The organism is Pseudodesulfovibrio thermohalotolerans, assembly GCF_021353295.2.
GTDB lineage: Bacteria > Desulfobacterota > Desulfovibrionia > Desulfovibrionales > Desulfovibrionaceae > Pseudodesulfovibrio > Pseudodesulfovibrio thermohalotolerans.
Genome location: NZ_CP120635.1, coordinates 988,663 through 1,002,929 on the forward strand (window position 1 = coordinate 988,663; position 14,267 = coordinate 1,002,929).

Here is a 14,267-nt window from a genome sequence, read left to right on the forward strand (position 1 = left end):
GTTCTGCGGCGACGATACAGGATTCGGGCGCGGTCCGCCAGAACCGGGGCTTCCCGTCCGTTGACGGTAATGGGGACACTGAGTGCGCTTTGTGTTAGGTGGGGGAAAATACAGGGGGCGTCCCATGCAGTGCGAAATCATCTACATCCATCACAACGCCTTTGTCCTGCGCACGGACCGGCGCACCTTCCTGTTCGATTATCCCGAGGACGAGCATCTGCCCGAGGGCGCGGGAGATTTGGTCCGCAGGGCCGTGGCTGGCGACGATCTCGTTGTGTTCATCTCCCACGGTCACGGGGACCATTGCAACGGGAACCTCGCCTCGGTGACGAGTTCCGCCTCGCGGGTCCGCTACGTGATTTCGGACGACGTGGACGAACTCAGACCCGAGGCCGTGCCCGGGAACGGCGAAACGCTTCTGGTCGAGCCGGACCAGGTTTATGAATTCGGAGGCATGTCCGTGGAGACCCTGATGTCCAATGATTTGGGCGTGGCCTTCCTGGTGGAGGACGGGGGCTTCCGTTTCTTCCACGGCGGCGACCTGGCCGAGTGGATATGGCCGGGCGCGTCGTCCGTCGAGGCGGCGTTCACAGAACGGTTTTTCCGGGAGGCCATGGAGCGGGCGCGCGACTTCAAGCCGCATGTGGCCTTTGCCGATGTCGATCCGAGGCTTCCCAATCTGGCCGGGGGCGTGAAGGCGTGCCGGATCATCGGCGCGCCCGTGTTCGTGCCCATGCATACCTTCGGCGACGTTTCGGCGTTGTCCGTCCTGGCGGGGGAGTCGGGGCAGGGGCGCTCGCGAGTGTTTTCCTACTCCGGGATGGGGGATTCGAAGCAATTCCATTTTTAGTTTACAACTATTTGGAACGCTAGCTAAAAGTGCGGGTGTAACTGTTCAGTCAACTGTTTCGGGGGACGTCATGCATCAACGAACCATGTATCTTGTCGTGGTCCTGTGCCTGTTCTGCCATCTGGCCGTACCCGGCTTCGCTTCCGGCGCTTCGCCGGAGGCCATGCTTTACGCCGGTTCCGGCACGGCCGCCGGGGAAGACTCTCCCGAGGCGGGTATCCCCCCTGACGCCACTGCGGACCAGCTCAACGCCATTCTGGCTTCCATGAGCGACGAGCAGGTGCGCCGATTGCTCATCGAGGAATTGCGCAAGAACGCGACCCCGCCTGCGCCCGATCCGGGACCTGGCGGCGTGGCCGGAGTTATCATCGAGACGAGACAGTTCGTCCAGAAGGTCCGCGAGCGGTTCGCCTATCTTTTTTCCGGCGTGACACAGGCCCCCAGGCTGTTGCCCGAAACCTTCCGCGAGTCCCTGCTCGGCGGGGATGCCCGCCAGCCCGGGGAACTTGGAATCGGGCTGCTGGCGGTCACGGTTCTGTGGTTTCTCGCGCGTTGGTTCGTATTCCGCCGCACGGCCGGATTGCGCGCCCGTATTGAGGATGTGGAGGACCGCGCTCCCCTGTCGGTCAAGTTCGGGCGGTTGCTGCTGAGGGGAATCTTCGGCCTGGTCGCCGTGTCCGGCGTGGCCCTGATTACCCTGATTCCCTACCTCATGATTTTCAATGAGCCGGACAAGGGACGTCCGGTCATCTTCGTCTGGCTCGCGGCCATGCTCGTGGTGGAGATAGTCCGGCTGGCCGCCCGGTTCGTTTTGGCTCCGGGCATGGGGTCCATCCGTCTTCTGCCCTTTGGCGACGACGTTGCCCTGTACCTCTACAAGTGGACCATGCGCATCGCCTGGGTGGTGGCCGTGGGCATTCTTTGCAGCTCCCTGGTGAACATGGCCCGCGGCAGCGAACTGGTCTATCTGCTTATCGTGGCGGGCACCGGGTTCGTGGTGGCCGTCATGACCAGCCTGCTCGCCCTGTGGAACAAGCCGCGGGTGGCCGAGGCCATCCGCAGGGCCGTGCCGCCCCATACCCTGCGCCATCAACTGGCCGGATCGTGGCATGTGGGCGTTATCGTCTACGCCATGGGCTTCTGGTTCTTCTGGGTTGTGGCGCTGCTCGTCTTCGGCGAGAACGCGATGCTTACCGGCGTGTATACCCTGCTTCTGGTGCCGACCTACCTGCTGGTGGACTGGGCCTGCCGGCGGCTGGTCGGTTTCGCCGTCGGGCTGGCGGACGTCCCGGTCGACGACGAGGACGGGAAATCCCCGGAGGATGGCATGGTCCGCATCGGGAAGTTCCAGCAATTTCTTTCCCTGGGATTTCGTATCCTGGTACTGGCCGGAGCCGCCTTCCTGCTGCTCAAGATATGGGGCGTGAATCTGGCCTTCGGGCGGGCCACGGTGGGAGCTGGCTTGGATATCCTGCTCACCCTGGTGCTGGCCTACATTTTTTGGGTCTTCATTTCCGGCTACATCGAGAAGCGGCTCAAGGCCAAGGAAGGACAGGAAGAGGACCATGGCGAGGGAGAAGGAGGCGGCGGCCCGGGCGGCGACCGTTTCGCCACCCTGCTGCAACTGGTCAAGAAGTTCATCTTCGTGGCCATCTCCGTGGTCTCCGTGCTGATAATCCTTTCCTCGCTCGGCGTGGACATAGGGCCGCTCATCGCGGGCGCGTCGATCTTCGGCATCGCCATCGGCTTCGGCGCTCAAACCCTGGTCAAGGACATTATCTCGGGCATCTTCTTCCTCATGGACGACGCCTTCCGGGTGGGGGACTACATTATCGTGGGCAATGCCACGGGCACGGTGGAGGAGATCTCGGTCCGTTCCTTCAAGCTGCGGCATCATCTCGGACCGCTGTACACCATCCCGTTCGGCTCCATCAAAGAGGTCCAGAACATGACCCGCGACTGGGCGGTGATGAAGTTGCAGTATCTGGTTCCGTTCGACACGGACCTGGGCGAGATCAAGAAGATCATCAAGAAGATCAACAAGGAAATTCGGGCCATCCCCGAGCTCAACGAGTTCATGCTTTCGGACATCAAGAGCCAGGGCGTCAAGGCCATGGAAGAATACGGTATGCGTATGCGGGTCAAGTTCATGACCAAGCCCGGCGGGCAGTTCACCCTGCGCAAGCTGGTCCTGGCCAAGATGCGCAAGTACTTTGCCGAGGCGGGTATCGAGTTCGCCAAGCCGAGGGTTTCCGTGCACATCCCCGATCGGGAGCGGTTGACCCCGGAGGAAGAGGCTCATGTGGCGGCCGCCGCCTCACAGATTCTGGCCGACGAAAAGGCGGCCAAGAAGAAAAAGAAATAGAAGGGCGGGCCGGGGCGCGCGCCCCGGCCCGGTCAGGGAATAATAATGTCGTTCGACCTGTTGTTCGAGACGCGCAACGGATATGTGGCAGGGACGGTCGTCGGGAGGATCGACACGCCGGAGGAGCTGTTGCGCAAGGTACGCGCCATGGTGCACAAGGCGCTGGATTCAAACGTCACCCGTTTTCTCATGGATGAGCGCAATCTTGATTTCCGTTTGGAGCCGCATGATATCATTCAAGTGGCCAACCACCTTGAAAAACATGATGTCCAGATACTCGGCGGCCGGTCGGCCTGTCTGTGCGATCCCCGCCGGAGAGCGCGTTACCGGGCCTGCGAGACAGTCTATCGGAACCGTTCCCTGAGTTGTCAGGTGTTCGAGAAGGAAGAAGCCGCCGTGGCCTGGCTCATGCGTTGATCGCGGCTTTTCTTGCGCCCTCTTTCAGGTTAGGGTGGCCCATCGCATTGACCACACCGACCAGGAGCCCAGCCTTTGACCCCCAAGGACAATCTTCAAGCGTTCTTCTACCCCGATGCCGTGGCCGTCATCGGGGCGTCCGCCACACCCGGCAAGGTGGGGCATACCATCGTGACCAACATGCTTTCGGCCGGGTACACCGGCAAGCTCCTGCCCGTGAATCCCAAGGGCGGGACGATTGAGGGACTGCCGGTCGTCACCGATATCAACGACCTGCCGCGCGGCCTCGATCTGGCGGTTATTTCGGTGCCGCCCGCAGCCGTGGTGGAGGCCGTCCGCAGCCTAGGCGCCATCGGGACCAAGTCGGCCATCGTCATCACCGCCGGTTTCAAGGAGGCGGGCAAGGAAGGGTACGACCTGGAGCAGGCGCTCAAGGCGGCGTGCGAAGAGTACGGCATCAGCCTGCTCGGGCCAAACTGCCTGGGCATGATAAACGGCGCGGCCGGGGTCAACGCGTCCTTTGCGGCCAGTCTGCCCGGCCTGGGCTCCATCGCGTTCTTTTCCCAATCCGGGGCCTTGTGCGTGGCCATCCTGGACTGGGCCCTGGGCGCGAACATCGGTTTTTCCAAGTTCATCTCCCTGGGCAACAAGGCGGTCCTGGACGAGGCGGACATGCTCGAATATCTCAACCGGGACGAGGCCACCAAGGTCATCCTCGGCTACATCGAGAATGTCGAGCACGGCGAGGCGTTTCTCAAGCAGGCCCGGCGGGCCAGCCTGAACAAGCCGGTAATCATGATAAAGGCGGGCACCACTGCGGCCGGGGCCAAGGCGGCCTCTTCCCATACCGGAGCCATTGCCGGATCGGACCAGAGCTACACGGCGGCCTTTCATCAGTCCGGAGTCATCCGCGTGGGGGATGTCGCCAGCCTGTTCAATCTGGCCCAGGCGTTTTCCAACCAGCCCCTGCCCAAGGGGCCGAATCTCGCCGTGGTCACCAACGCGGGCGGACCGGGCATCCTTGCCGCCGACGCCGCCGACCGTTCCAGGCTATCCATGGCCGAGCTGTCGCCCAGGACCATCGAGAAGCTACAGGAATTTCTCCCCAGTTACGCCGCCTTCTACAACCCGGTGGACATCGTGGCCGATGCCGACGCCAAGCGGTATCGCCAGACTCTGGACGTGATCGGCGAGGACCCCATGGTCCACTCCATTCTGGTCCTGCTCACGCCCACCGCCTCGGTGGAGATAGAAAAAGCGGCCGAAGCGGTCATCCGCACGGCCAGAAAGTGGTCCAAGCCGGTCTTCGCCTGTTTCATGGGCAAGATTCGTGTGGCCGGTGCGCGGCGGATGCTCATGGAGGCGGGCGTTCCGTGCTACGCCTTCCCTGAACCGGCGGTCCGCTCCATCGAGACCATGTACCAGTACTATCTGTGGAAGAACCGCCCGGAACCGGAATATGCCGAGGTCGAACGGGACATGGAGGCCGTGCGCCGGGTCATCGACGACCATTTGCGCCGCAGGCAGGCCGAGGTGGTCGAGTTCGAAGCCAGGCATGTCCTTGAAGCCTACAACCTGCCCACCCCGAAGACCCGGCTGGCCCGCACTTCCGAGGAAGCCGTGGCCGCCGCCGAGGAGATCGGCTATCCCGTGGTCCTCAAGATCGCCTCGCCGAACATCTCGCACAAGACCGACGTGGGCGGGGTCAAGATCAACCTGTACAACGCGGCCGAGGTCGAAGACTCCTTCAAGGAGATCACGGCCCGGGCGCAGCGTATGCGCCGCGACGCCTACATCGCGGGCTGCCTGGTCCAGGAGATGGCGCCTCCCGGCGTGCGCGAGGTCATCATCGGATTCAAGCGGGACGAGCAGTTTGGCCCCATGCTCATGTTCGGATTGGGCGGGGTGTACGTGGAGATCATGAAGGACATTTCCTTCAAGCTCGCGCCCCTGTCCAGGCAGGACGCCTTCGAGATCGTGCGGGAGATCAAGTCCTATATGCTGCTCAAGGGGCTCAAGGGCGAAAAGCCCGTGAACTTCGCCGCGCTGGAGCGCATCATCATGGTCATGTCCCGGCTGGCCCAGGATTTGCCCGAGGTGCTGGAGGCCGAGTTCAATCCGGTCCTGGTCAACCACGAGCGAGCCATGGTGGCCGATGTGCGCATGACCCTGAGCGTCTAGCTCCCGTCCGTTGTCAACGTTTCCTGAGCTCGGTGACGCTTTCGCCCCCGATGCCCCAGTTGTCCGTGTCCACCTCGTCGATGATGACGAAGGTGGTCTTCGGGTTTTTGCCGAGCACATCGGCCAGAAGGTCGGTCACCCCCTGGATGAGCCGCTTTTTCTGATCGGCCGTGGCGCCTTCCTTGGTGATGCGGATGTTGACGAACGGCATGATTACCTCGCTTGTCGGAGTCGGGATCAAAGGGGAAGGGCGACGGCCACGGTGGTGCCGTCCTCCTCGGAAGAATGCATGTGGATGCGGCCGCCCATGACTTCGACCATGAGCCGGGCGGAGTAGGTGCCGAGGCCCGTGCCGGTTCGTTTCCCGGCGGTGGCGAACTTGTCGAAGAAATTGGCGCGCACGGCCTCGGGCACCGGAGCGGGATTGTGCACGGCCACGGTGAACTCCTTGTCGGCCCGTATGCGCAGGTCCACGGTTTCGCCGGACTGCGACGCCTCTATGGCGTTTTTCACCAGATTGGCCAGCACCGAATAGAAGAGGTTCTCCTCCGTGGACAGGGACAGGACGTCCTCGGGGGCGAGCGGTTTTTCCCCGTAGACAGTCCGCACGGGCACTCCCTTTGCGCGGGCCAGCTCGGACAGGTCGTGCACCACTCTGCGGCACACGGACAGGATGTCCACGTCCGCGGGAGCGTAGTCGTAGTTGCCCGCTTCCATCTTGTAGAGGTCGAGTGACCTGTTTATCAGGTCCATGCCGGTGTTGGCGGCGTGGCGCATGTCGTTGAGCATTTCCTGCTGCTCCTGGTCCACATTGGTGAAGCTTTCCAGGTAGGTGATGCCGTTGAGCATCCCCAGGAGCGGGGACTTGATGTCGTGCCGGGTGATCTGGTCCACGTCCTCGCGCAGTTTTTCGGCCTGAAGCCGACTGTGTTCCTTGGCCGCTTCCTGGCGGACCAGGAAGAGGACAGCGGCCAGCAGGCAGAAGCTGATGGCAAAAGTCCCCGCCGTGGCGTAGGCGTTGAATCTATCCAGATTGTGTTTTGGCCTGGTCACGTCGAAAACGAGTTCGAAGGCCCCGAGAAAGGCTCCGCCTCGCATGAGGGGGACGAAGGCCGCCACCGTGTCGATGGTCACGGCCTGGCCGCGAATGGGCTCGCTTCGCAAAACGCCGAGATGGGCGTATCGCCTGCCCTTGGACACCAGGTCGGTGAAGATCGGCCCGGATTCCACGCTGTCGATCTCCTGCGTGTCGGTGGAGTAGAGGATCGTGCCGCCCGGGGAGAACACCCTGACCTTGAGCAGCCCGAAGTCCGTTTCCAGCCGATAGACGTCGGCCAGGAACCGGGGAGTGTCCAGGACCGTTGCGTTGAGGCGGGTGTGCTTGATGGACGGAGGAATGGTCAGCACGGCCAGCCGCCGGGCGGAGTCCTCGAAGGTCCCGACCAATATCTTGGTGTACGCCGGGTAGATGACGAGCGAATTGAGCAGGGGAAGGGCCACGGCCCCCAGGACGGCCAGGAGCAGAATGCCGAGCAGGGGAAAGTTTCGCCTGCTCCGGTTCTGTTTGGTGAAAATCAGCCAGCGCAGCCCTCCGGGAGGGATGCGGGCAGTGTGTTTCTTGCGGCCGCGTGCGGGCATGTGCTCAAGCTCCCCAGGCCGGTTGCGGCCTCTTCCAGCAGAACATAGCAGACGGGTTGGATTCGGCAAAGGGGATTAGAACGGGGAGACCGCGCGGTCTGAATCGGCGGATAGCATCATTCCGGCGATCTCCTTCAGAATCTTCGCGCCGGTCATGGCCGTGACACCGTTGAGGTCCCTGTCCGGGTTGAGCTCAACGATGTCCGCCCCGATCACGGGCGTGTCCAGGGCGTGGAGCACGTCCAGCAGGTCCCGGGTGGAGAGCCCGCCCGGTTCGTGGTGCGAGACCCCGGGCGCAAAGGCCGGGTCCAGCGCATCCAGGTCCACGCTGACGTAGACCGGGGTGTCGAAGGCGAGCTTCGGCCAGGACGCCCGGTCGCGCATCTCCAGCCACTCGATGCCGAACTTTTCCTTTTGTTCCCTCTGGTGGCCGTTGGCCGTGCGGATGCCCACCGAGACGAGCCGGGCGCACAGCCCTTCCTCCATGATCCGCGCAAACGGGCAGGCGTGGGAATGCGGGTTGCCCTCGAATTCGTGGTAGCAGTCCGGATGGGCGTCGAAATGCAGAATGGCGAAATCGCCCAATGTCCGCCCGAGGCCCTTGACCAGGGGATAGGTCACGGAGTGATCTCCGCCCAGGAAGATGGGCGTGGAGCCGTTTTTTGCCGCTTCGGCCGCGGTCTTCTCGATTATCGCGAAGGCCGCGGCCGGATCGTCGCCCAGCCCCGTCGCGCCCCTGTGTTCCAGCAGACCGTCCAGGCAATGGCCGGTCTCGGACCATAGGTTGGCCGAATCGCAGTGCAACGCCTCCACCAGGGCGAACGGTCCTTTTGCCGGGCCGCGCAGGTAGGAGGAGTTTCGGTCCAGCGGGACGCCGATGACGGGGATACGCTTCATGGCGGTTTAGAACCTACAGGATGTAGCGCGACAGGTCGCGGTCTTCGACCACGTGGTCGAGCTGCTCCACCACGTAGTCGCGGTCGATGACGACTTTGCTGCCGGATTTGTCCGGGGCCTCGTAGGAGAGGACGGCCAGGATTTTTTCCATGATGGTGTAGAGCCTGCGCGCGCCGATGTTTTCGGTCTCCTCGTTGATCTTTTCGGCCATGGCCGAGATCTCCTCAAGCGCTTCCCTGGTGTAGTCCACCTCCACGCCTTCGGTCTTGAGCAGGGCCTTGTACTGCACGGTCAGCGCGTTTTTCGGCTCGGTCAGAATTTTGTAGAACTCGGCCTTGTGCAGGGAGGCGAGTTCCTCGCGCAGGGGGAAGCGGCCCTGAAGCTCGGGGATGAGGTCGGACGGCTTGGCGAAGTGGAACGCTCCGGCCGCGATGAAGAGGATGTGGTCGGTCTTGACCATGCCGTATTTGGTGTTGACCACGCTGCCTTCCACGATGGGCAGCAGGTCGCGCTGCACGCCTTCGCGGGACACGTCGGCCGAGCCGCCCCCGCTCTGGTCGTGGCGCGAGGCGATCTTGTCCATCTCGTCGATGAACAGGATGCCCTGCTGTTCCACGCGCTCGCGGGCCAACTCGTTGACGGCGTCGGGGTCGATGAGCTTGTCGGCCTCCTCGTCGATGAGCAGTTGGAAGGCGTCCTTGATCTTCATCTTGCGGGCCTTGCGCTTGCCGGGGAACATGTTGGAGAAGGCGTTTTGCAGGTTGGAGCCCATCTCCTCCATGCCGGGGATGGCCATGATCTCCACGCTCGCTCCGCTCTGGACCGTGACCTCCATCTCGACCTCGCGTTCGTCGAGCTGGCCCGAGCGGAACATCTGCCGGAATTTTTCGCGGGTGTTGTCCTCCTTGGGCGGTTCGATCTTCTCCACCTCGCCGTTCTGGCCGCCCGAGAAGAATCCCATGGGGCCAGCGGACTGCGGTTTCTTGCCCGGCAGGAGCAGGTCGAGGAGCCGTTCCTCGGCGTTCTTTTCGGCCTTGATGCGGACCTTTGCGGTCTCTTCCTTGCGGACCATGTTCACACCGATTTCCATGAGGTCGCGGATCATGGACTCCACGTCGCGGCCCACATAGCCCACCTCGGTGAACTTGGTGGCCTCGACTTTGAAGAACGGGCAGTTGGTCAGCCGGGCCAGCCTGCGGGCGATTTCGGTCTTGCCCACGCCCGTGGGGCCCATCAGGATGATGTTCTTGGGCGCGATTTCGTCGCGCAACTCAGGGTCGAGCTGCTGTCTGCGCCAGCGGTTGCGCATGGCGATGGCGACCATCCGCTTGGCCGCTTCCTGGCCGATGATGTATTTGTCCAGTTCCGATACTATTTCACGCGGTGTCAGATTGCTCATGTGGATGCCTCCGGCGGCTTAAGCACCTTTTGGAAAAGGGTCTTAAGAATCTCCTAAACTTTTTTATCGCACGCCTGTCGGCGTGGGAGTGTTCTCGATTATATGGCACGTCTTTTCGAGGACGTACCCTCCACGCCGCTCTGTCGTCTGTTCAAGTTTCTCGTCCCTTCCAGGCGGCGTGACCCAAAAAGCTTTGAAGGGAGAGCGCGAGAGGCAAACTTTTTCGAAAGTTTCCCTCTCACATATTGGTCTCGAACTACTTCGCCTGCGTCTCGATGGTGATGTGGTTGTTGGTGTAGACGCAGATGTCGGCCGCGATCTCCATGGCCTTGCGGGCGATGGCCTCGGCCGGGAGGTCGGTGTTCTGTTGCAGGGCGCGGGCCGCCGACAGGGCGTAGGAGCCGCCCGAGCCGATGGCGGCCACGCCGTCGTCGGGTTCGATGACGTCGCCGGTGCCGGAGATTATCAGGATGTGTTCGCCGTCGGCGGCGAGCAGCATGGCTTCGAGCTTGCGTAGGTACTTGTCCGTGCGCCAGTCCTTGGCCAACTCCACGGCGGCGCGGAGCAGGTTCCCGGAGTAGGTTTCGAGTTTGGTCTCGAACCGCTCGGACAGGGTGAAGGCGTCTGCGGTGGCCCCGGCGAAGCCGATGGTGACCTTGTCCTTGTAGATGCGCCGCACCTTGCGGGCGGTGTGCTTCATGGCCACGCTCTGGCCCAAGGTCACCTGGCCGTCTCCGGCCACGGCGGTGCCGTTGTCGTCCTTGACCGCAACGATGGTGGTTCCTCTGAGTTCCATGGATTCTCCTTACAGAATGTCTTCGGCGACGCGCGACCAAATGCGGAAGGCCGTCTCGCCGTGCAGGACCATGACCGCCTCGTTCACCAGCTCCGTTTCAAGCCCTTCCTTGAGGGTCTTGAGCGCGATGCGCGCCGCGTCCTCGACAGGGTAGCCGTAGACGCCGCAGGAGATGGCCGGGAAGGCCATGGTTCGGATGTCGTGTTGATGGGCGAGCCGCAGGCAGTTCCGGTAGGCGTTGCGGAGGAGCCCCGGCTCGTTGTTGACGCCGCCGCGCCAGATGGGGCCGACGGTGTGGATGATGTGAGGCGCAGGCAGATCGAAACCGGGGGTGATGACCGCCTCGCCGGGCGGCAGGGAGCCTCTTTCGCGGATGATCTCCCGGCAGGCAGTCTGGAGTCGGCGGATGCCCGAGGCGCGGTGGATGGCTCCGTCCACGCCGCCGCCCCCGGCCAGCTCGGAATTGGCCGCGTTGACGATGGCGTCCACGGTGAGCCGGGTGATGTCGCCTTCGCGGACGGAGAGCCGTCCGGGGCCTGCGCTCCATGTGTTCTGCATGACGGTAGGAAAGGTAAGGCCTCTGTGCGAAATGGCAAGAGGGCCCCGGCCGGAAAACCTTTCTGCCGCTTTTGGATCGTGCTATGCTGGGAACAATGAACAAGACTGAAACCATACTCCTTGTGGACGACCAGCCCGAGAATATCACCATAATGATCGAGGCGCTGCATTCGCAGTACACCCTGCTGGCGGCAACGGACGGAGCCTTCGCTCTGGAGCGGGCCGCGAGCGAGCCGAGGCCCGATCTGATTTTGCTGGATGTGATGATGCCCGGCATGAGCGGCCACGATGTTTGCAGCCGTCTCAAGTCCAACCCGGCGACGCAGGACATCCCGGTTATCTTCGTGACCTCCCTGGACGCCCCGGATGACGAGGCCAGGGGGCTGCGTCTGGGGGCCTCGGACTACATCACCAAGCCCATCAGCCCGCCGGTGGTCCAGGCCAGGGTCAGGACCCACCTCGACCTCAAGCGCGCCAGGGAGCAACTCCAGCGTCAGAACACGGCCCTGGAGGAACTGGTCCGTGAACGGACCGTTGAGGTGGTCGAGGCCCAGCGCGAGCGGGTGGAAAGCCTCAAGCATTTCGCGGCGGCCATGGCTCATCAGATTCGCAACCCGGTCATGTCCATTGGCGGCATGGCGGGGCTGTTGCTGCGCAGGGCTCCTGAGGGCAGCAGGCTGGCCGATTACGCCGAGGCCGTGCGCGAGGACAGCCTGCGGCTGGAGAGTTTGGTGGGCGATGTCAGCGAGTACGTGTCCCTGTCGGCCGGGGCTTTTCACGAAGTTCGGGTCGAGGGGCTCGTGGAGGCGGCTTTGGCCCGTGCGCGGGAAGCCGTCGGTGAGCCTGAAAGGCTGCGTGTGGAGAGCGCATTGCAACCCGCTTTGGTCCGTGTGGATGAGCGGATCGTGGTCATGGCCCTCGCCGAGATCGCGATCAACGCCCTTGAGTTTGGCGGGAACGGGGAAGTATGTTTGAGCATTCGCGGCGGCGCGGAGGCGGCGCCGGGCTGGGGCGGAGCTGACCGCGCCCGTTACGGCATACAGTTAAGCGACGACGGGCCAGGGATCGACGGCGCGATTCTGCCCTATGTGACCGATCCTTTCTTTACCACCAAGGCGCGGGGGGTGGGCATGGGGCTGACCAAGGTTAAGCGGGTCGTCTGCGACGAGCACGGCGGAACCCTGCGGGTCGAATCCCCTGCAACGACTTCGGAAAAGGACGGCGGGCAGGGCACGTCGGTCCTGCTCGATCTGCCTTTGGCCTGAGAAAGTCCTATCCCTTGGCGGGCGACTGCAATTCCGCGCTCAGACCGGCCTCGGCCTGTCCTTCGCTCTTTACCTGGGCGATGGCCTCGGCATAGGCCAGGAAAACGTCGTCGCGGTTGATGAGACCGAGGATGTCCGACGTGTCGGTCTTGGAGACCACCGGAATCTGGCCGTAGTCCGTGTTCACGAAGCGAAGCAGTGCCTGATAGAGGTCGTAGTCCGGTCGGACGTAAACCGGCCGCGACATGAGATCGCGTACCACCACCAGGTCGTGCAGGTCCTCCTCGAACATCCAGTTGCGCACGTTGTGGATGGAGACCATGCCCACGTAGCTGCCGTCCTCCCCGCGAACCGGGAAGTAGAACTGGTCCGAGTTGGCGATGATGTCGGTCAGGGCCTTGAGAGTGGTGCCTTCCTCCAGGACGATGACGTCGCCCGGGGTGTAGAAGTCCGAGACCTGCATCTGTTCCAGGATGTTGATGGTCGCGTCCTCGGTGTGGGCCGGGGAGTCGAACTTGTTTTCGGCCTGGTGCTCGTAAAGCGAGTAGTTGCGGCCGAGCACGATGCACAGGGCCGAGGCGAGCATGAGGGGCGCGAGCAGGCCGTAGCCCTGGGTCAGCTCGGTGACCATGATGAGCGGGCCGATGGGGGCGTTGGCGACTCCGGCGAAGAAGGCGGCCATGCCCACGAGGATGTACGCGCCGGGCTGGGTGACGATGTTCGGGAAGAAGTGATGGCCGATCTTGCCGACCAGGCCGCCGGACATGCCGCCCACGAACAGGGCGGGCGCGAACATGCCGCCGGACATGCCCGAACCGATGGTCACGGAGGTGGCCAGGGTCTTGCCGATGATGATGTAGCACATGCCGAGCGCGGGAATCTGGCCGAGGATGGCCAGTTCGAGCCAGCCGTAGCCGCCGGACAGGATGCCGCCGGTGACCAGACCGTGGGTGGCGGTGTAGGGGTACAGGATGCCCAAAAGTCCCATGGCCAAGCCGCCGAGGCCCATGGACCAGACCAGTCCGATCTTCTCCTTGAGGGGGAAGAAGACATGGTATTTAATGGTGTAGAAGGTCTTGACGTAGAGCCAGCCGACGCCCGCGCAGACAAAGGCGAGCAGGGCGTAGAAGATCAGCTCGCGCGGGTCATGGAAGGTGAAGCGCGGGATGGCGAAGATGGGATCGGTGCCGTAGAAGAAGGTGAAAATGGAGTAGGAGACTACCGAACTCATGACCGAGGGCAGGATGGCCTCGGATTCGAAGTCTTCGCGGTAGATGACCTCCACGGCGGTCAATGCGCCGCCCAACGGCGCGCGGAAAATGGCTCCCAGGCCGCCCGCTGCGCCCGAGAGCAGGAGCATCCGGCGTTCCTTGGCGGACATGTCCAGGATTTTTGCCATCCAGGAGCCCACGCCCGCGCCCATCTGCGTGATGGGGCCCTCGCGTCCGGCGGAGCCGCCCGATGCGATGGTCAGGACCGAGCACAGTCCCTTGATGATGGCGACGCGGGCTTTGATGATGCCGCCCTGGTTGTGGAAGGCATTGATGGTCGCGTCCGTGCCGTCGGTGCCGCCGTTGATGGTCTCGGGGATGAAGGTCTTGACCAGCCAGCCGGTAAGCAGGGCCGTGCCCGTGGTGAATGCCGGGATGACCCAGGGCCGGTACTGTCCGGCCGGGCCTTCGAAGATGCCTTCGCCTGCCGGTTCCGGGGAGACGATGCCCGCCAGGTTGTGCTGGATGAAGAACTTGCCCGCCTCCACTAGCCAGAAGAAGCCCACGGCCACGAGGCCCGACAGGGCGCCAACGACCACGCCGATGACCAGCCAGCGAAAGGAGGTCACCGTGCGGTAGGATTTGACGAATTCTTTCCAGTAGTTAATCAGGCGGTGGAAAGGCATGAGG

The 14,267-nt window shown here is 63.1% G+C and carries 12 protein-coding genes; 5 read left to right on the plus strand and 7 right to left on the minus strand.

Annotation, left to right across the window (positions count from 1 at the left end):
* Positions 1 to 124 precede the first annotated feature (124 nt).
* The 4 genes from LF599_RS04440 to LF599_RS04455 all read left to right on the plus strand — a co-directional run bounded on the left by LF599_RS04440 (position 125) and on the right by LF599_RS04455 (position 5,813).
* Positions 125 to 850 carry an MBL fold metallo-hydrolase gene (locus tag LF599_RS04440; RefSeq protein WP_279522437.1) on the plus strand — a complete coding sequence of 242 codons (726 nt, stop codon included), beginning with the start codon at positions 125 to 127 and terminating at the stop codon, positions 848 to 850.
* A 70-nt stretch (positions 851 to 920) separates the two neighbouring features.
* The gene (locus tag LF599_RS04445) at positions 921 to 3,215 is read left to right on the plus strand and encodes a mechanosensitive ion channel domain-containing protein (RefSeq protein ID WP_279522438.1); all 2,295 of its coding nucleotides are present in this window, start codon (positions 921 to 923) and stop codon (positions 3,213 to 3,215) included.
* A 45-nt stretch (positions 3,216 to 3,260) separates the two neighbouring features.
* On the plus strand, positions 3,261 to 3,632 hold the full coding sequence (locus tag LF599_RS04450; protein ID WP_269941603.1) for a hypothetical protein: 372 nt from the start codon (positions 3,261 to 3,263) through the stop codon (positions 3,630 to 3,632).
* 75 nt (positions 3,633 to 3,707) lie between these two features.
* The gene (locus tag LF599_RS04455) at positions 3,708 to 5,813 is read left to right on the plus strand and encodes an acetate--CoA ligase family protein (protein ID WP_279522439.1); all 2,106 of its coding nucleotides are present in this window, start codon (positions 3,708 to 3,710) and stop codon (positions 5,811 to 5,813) included.
* A gap of 13 nt (positions 5,814 to 5,826) precedes the next feature.
* Here the strand turns inward: LF599_RS04455 and LF599_RS04460 are convergent, their stop codons facing one another.
* The 6 genes from LF599_RS04460 to LF599_RS04485 all read right to left on the minus strand — a co-directional run bounded on the left by LF599_RS04460 (position 5,827) and on the right by LF599_RS04485 (position 11,101).
* On the minus strand, positions 5,827 to 6,024 hold the full coding sequence (locus LF599_RS04460) for a 4-oxalocrotonate tautomerase family protein (RefSeq protein ID WP_279522440.1): 198 nt from the start codon (positions 6,022 to 6,024) through the stop codon (positions 5,827 to 5,829).
* A 26-nt stretch (positions 6,025 to 6,050) separates the two neighbouring features.
* On the minus strand, positions 6,051 to 7,451 hold the full coding sequence (locus LF599_RS04465) for a sensor histidine kinase (protein ID WP_279522441.1): 1,401 nt from the start codon (positions 7,449 to 7,451) through the stop codon (positions 6,051 to 6,053).
* Between the two features lie 75 nt (positions 7,452 to 7,526).
* Positions 7,527 to 8,348, minus strand: a complete 822-nt coding sequence (gene speB, locus LF599_RS04470) for an agmatinase (protein WP_279522442.1) — start codon at positions 8,346 to 8,348, stop codon at positions 7,527 to 7,529.
* Between the two features lie 13 nt (positions 8,349 to 8,361).
* Positions 8,362 to 9,747, minus strand: coding sequence for an ATP-dependent protease ATPase subunit HslU (hslU, locus tag LF599_RS04475; RefSeq protein WP_279522443.1), 1,386 nt, complete (start codon positions 9,745 to 9,747; stop codon positions 8,362 to 8,364).
* Between the two features lie 256 nt (positions 9,748 to 10,003).
* The gene (gene hslV / locus LF599_RS04480; RefSeq protein ID WP_269941600.1) at positions 10,004 to 10,543 is read right to left on the minus strand and encodes an ATP-dependent protease subunit HslV; all 540 of its coding nucleotides are present in this window, start codon (positions 10,541 to 10,543) and stop codon (positions 10,004 to 10,006) included.
* A 9-nt stretch (positions 10,544 to 10,552) separates the two neighbouring features.
* Positions 10,553 to 11,101, minus strand: a complete 549-nt coding sequence (locus LF599_RS04485) for an O-acetyl-ADP-ribose deacetylase (protein ID WP_279522444.1) — start codon at positions 11,099 to 11,101, stop codon at positions 10,553 to 10,555.
* Positions 11,102 to 11,196: 95 nt separating this feature from the next.
* Here LF599_RS04485 and LF599_RS04490 point away from each other — a divergent pair, with 95 nt between their 5' ends.
* On the plus strand, positions 11,197 to 12,366 hold the full coding sequence (locus LF599_RS04490; RefSeq protein WP_279522445.1) for a hybrid sensor histidine kinase/response regulator: 1,170 nt from the start codon (positions 11,197 to 11,199) through the stop codon (positions 12,364 to 12,366).
* A 7-nt stretch (positions 12,367 to 12,373) separates the two neighbouring features.
* Here LF599_RS04490 and LF599_RS04495 read toward each other — a convergent pair whose 3' ends face one another.
* The gene (locus tag LF599_RS04495) at positions 12,374 to 14,263 is read right to left on the minus strand and encodes a chloride channel protein (protein ID WP_279522446.1); all 1,890 of its coding nucleotides are present in this window, start codon (positions 14,261 to 14,263) and stop codon (positions 12,374 to 12,376) included.
* Positions 14,264 to 14,267 lie beyond the last annotated feature (4 nt).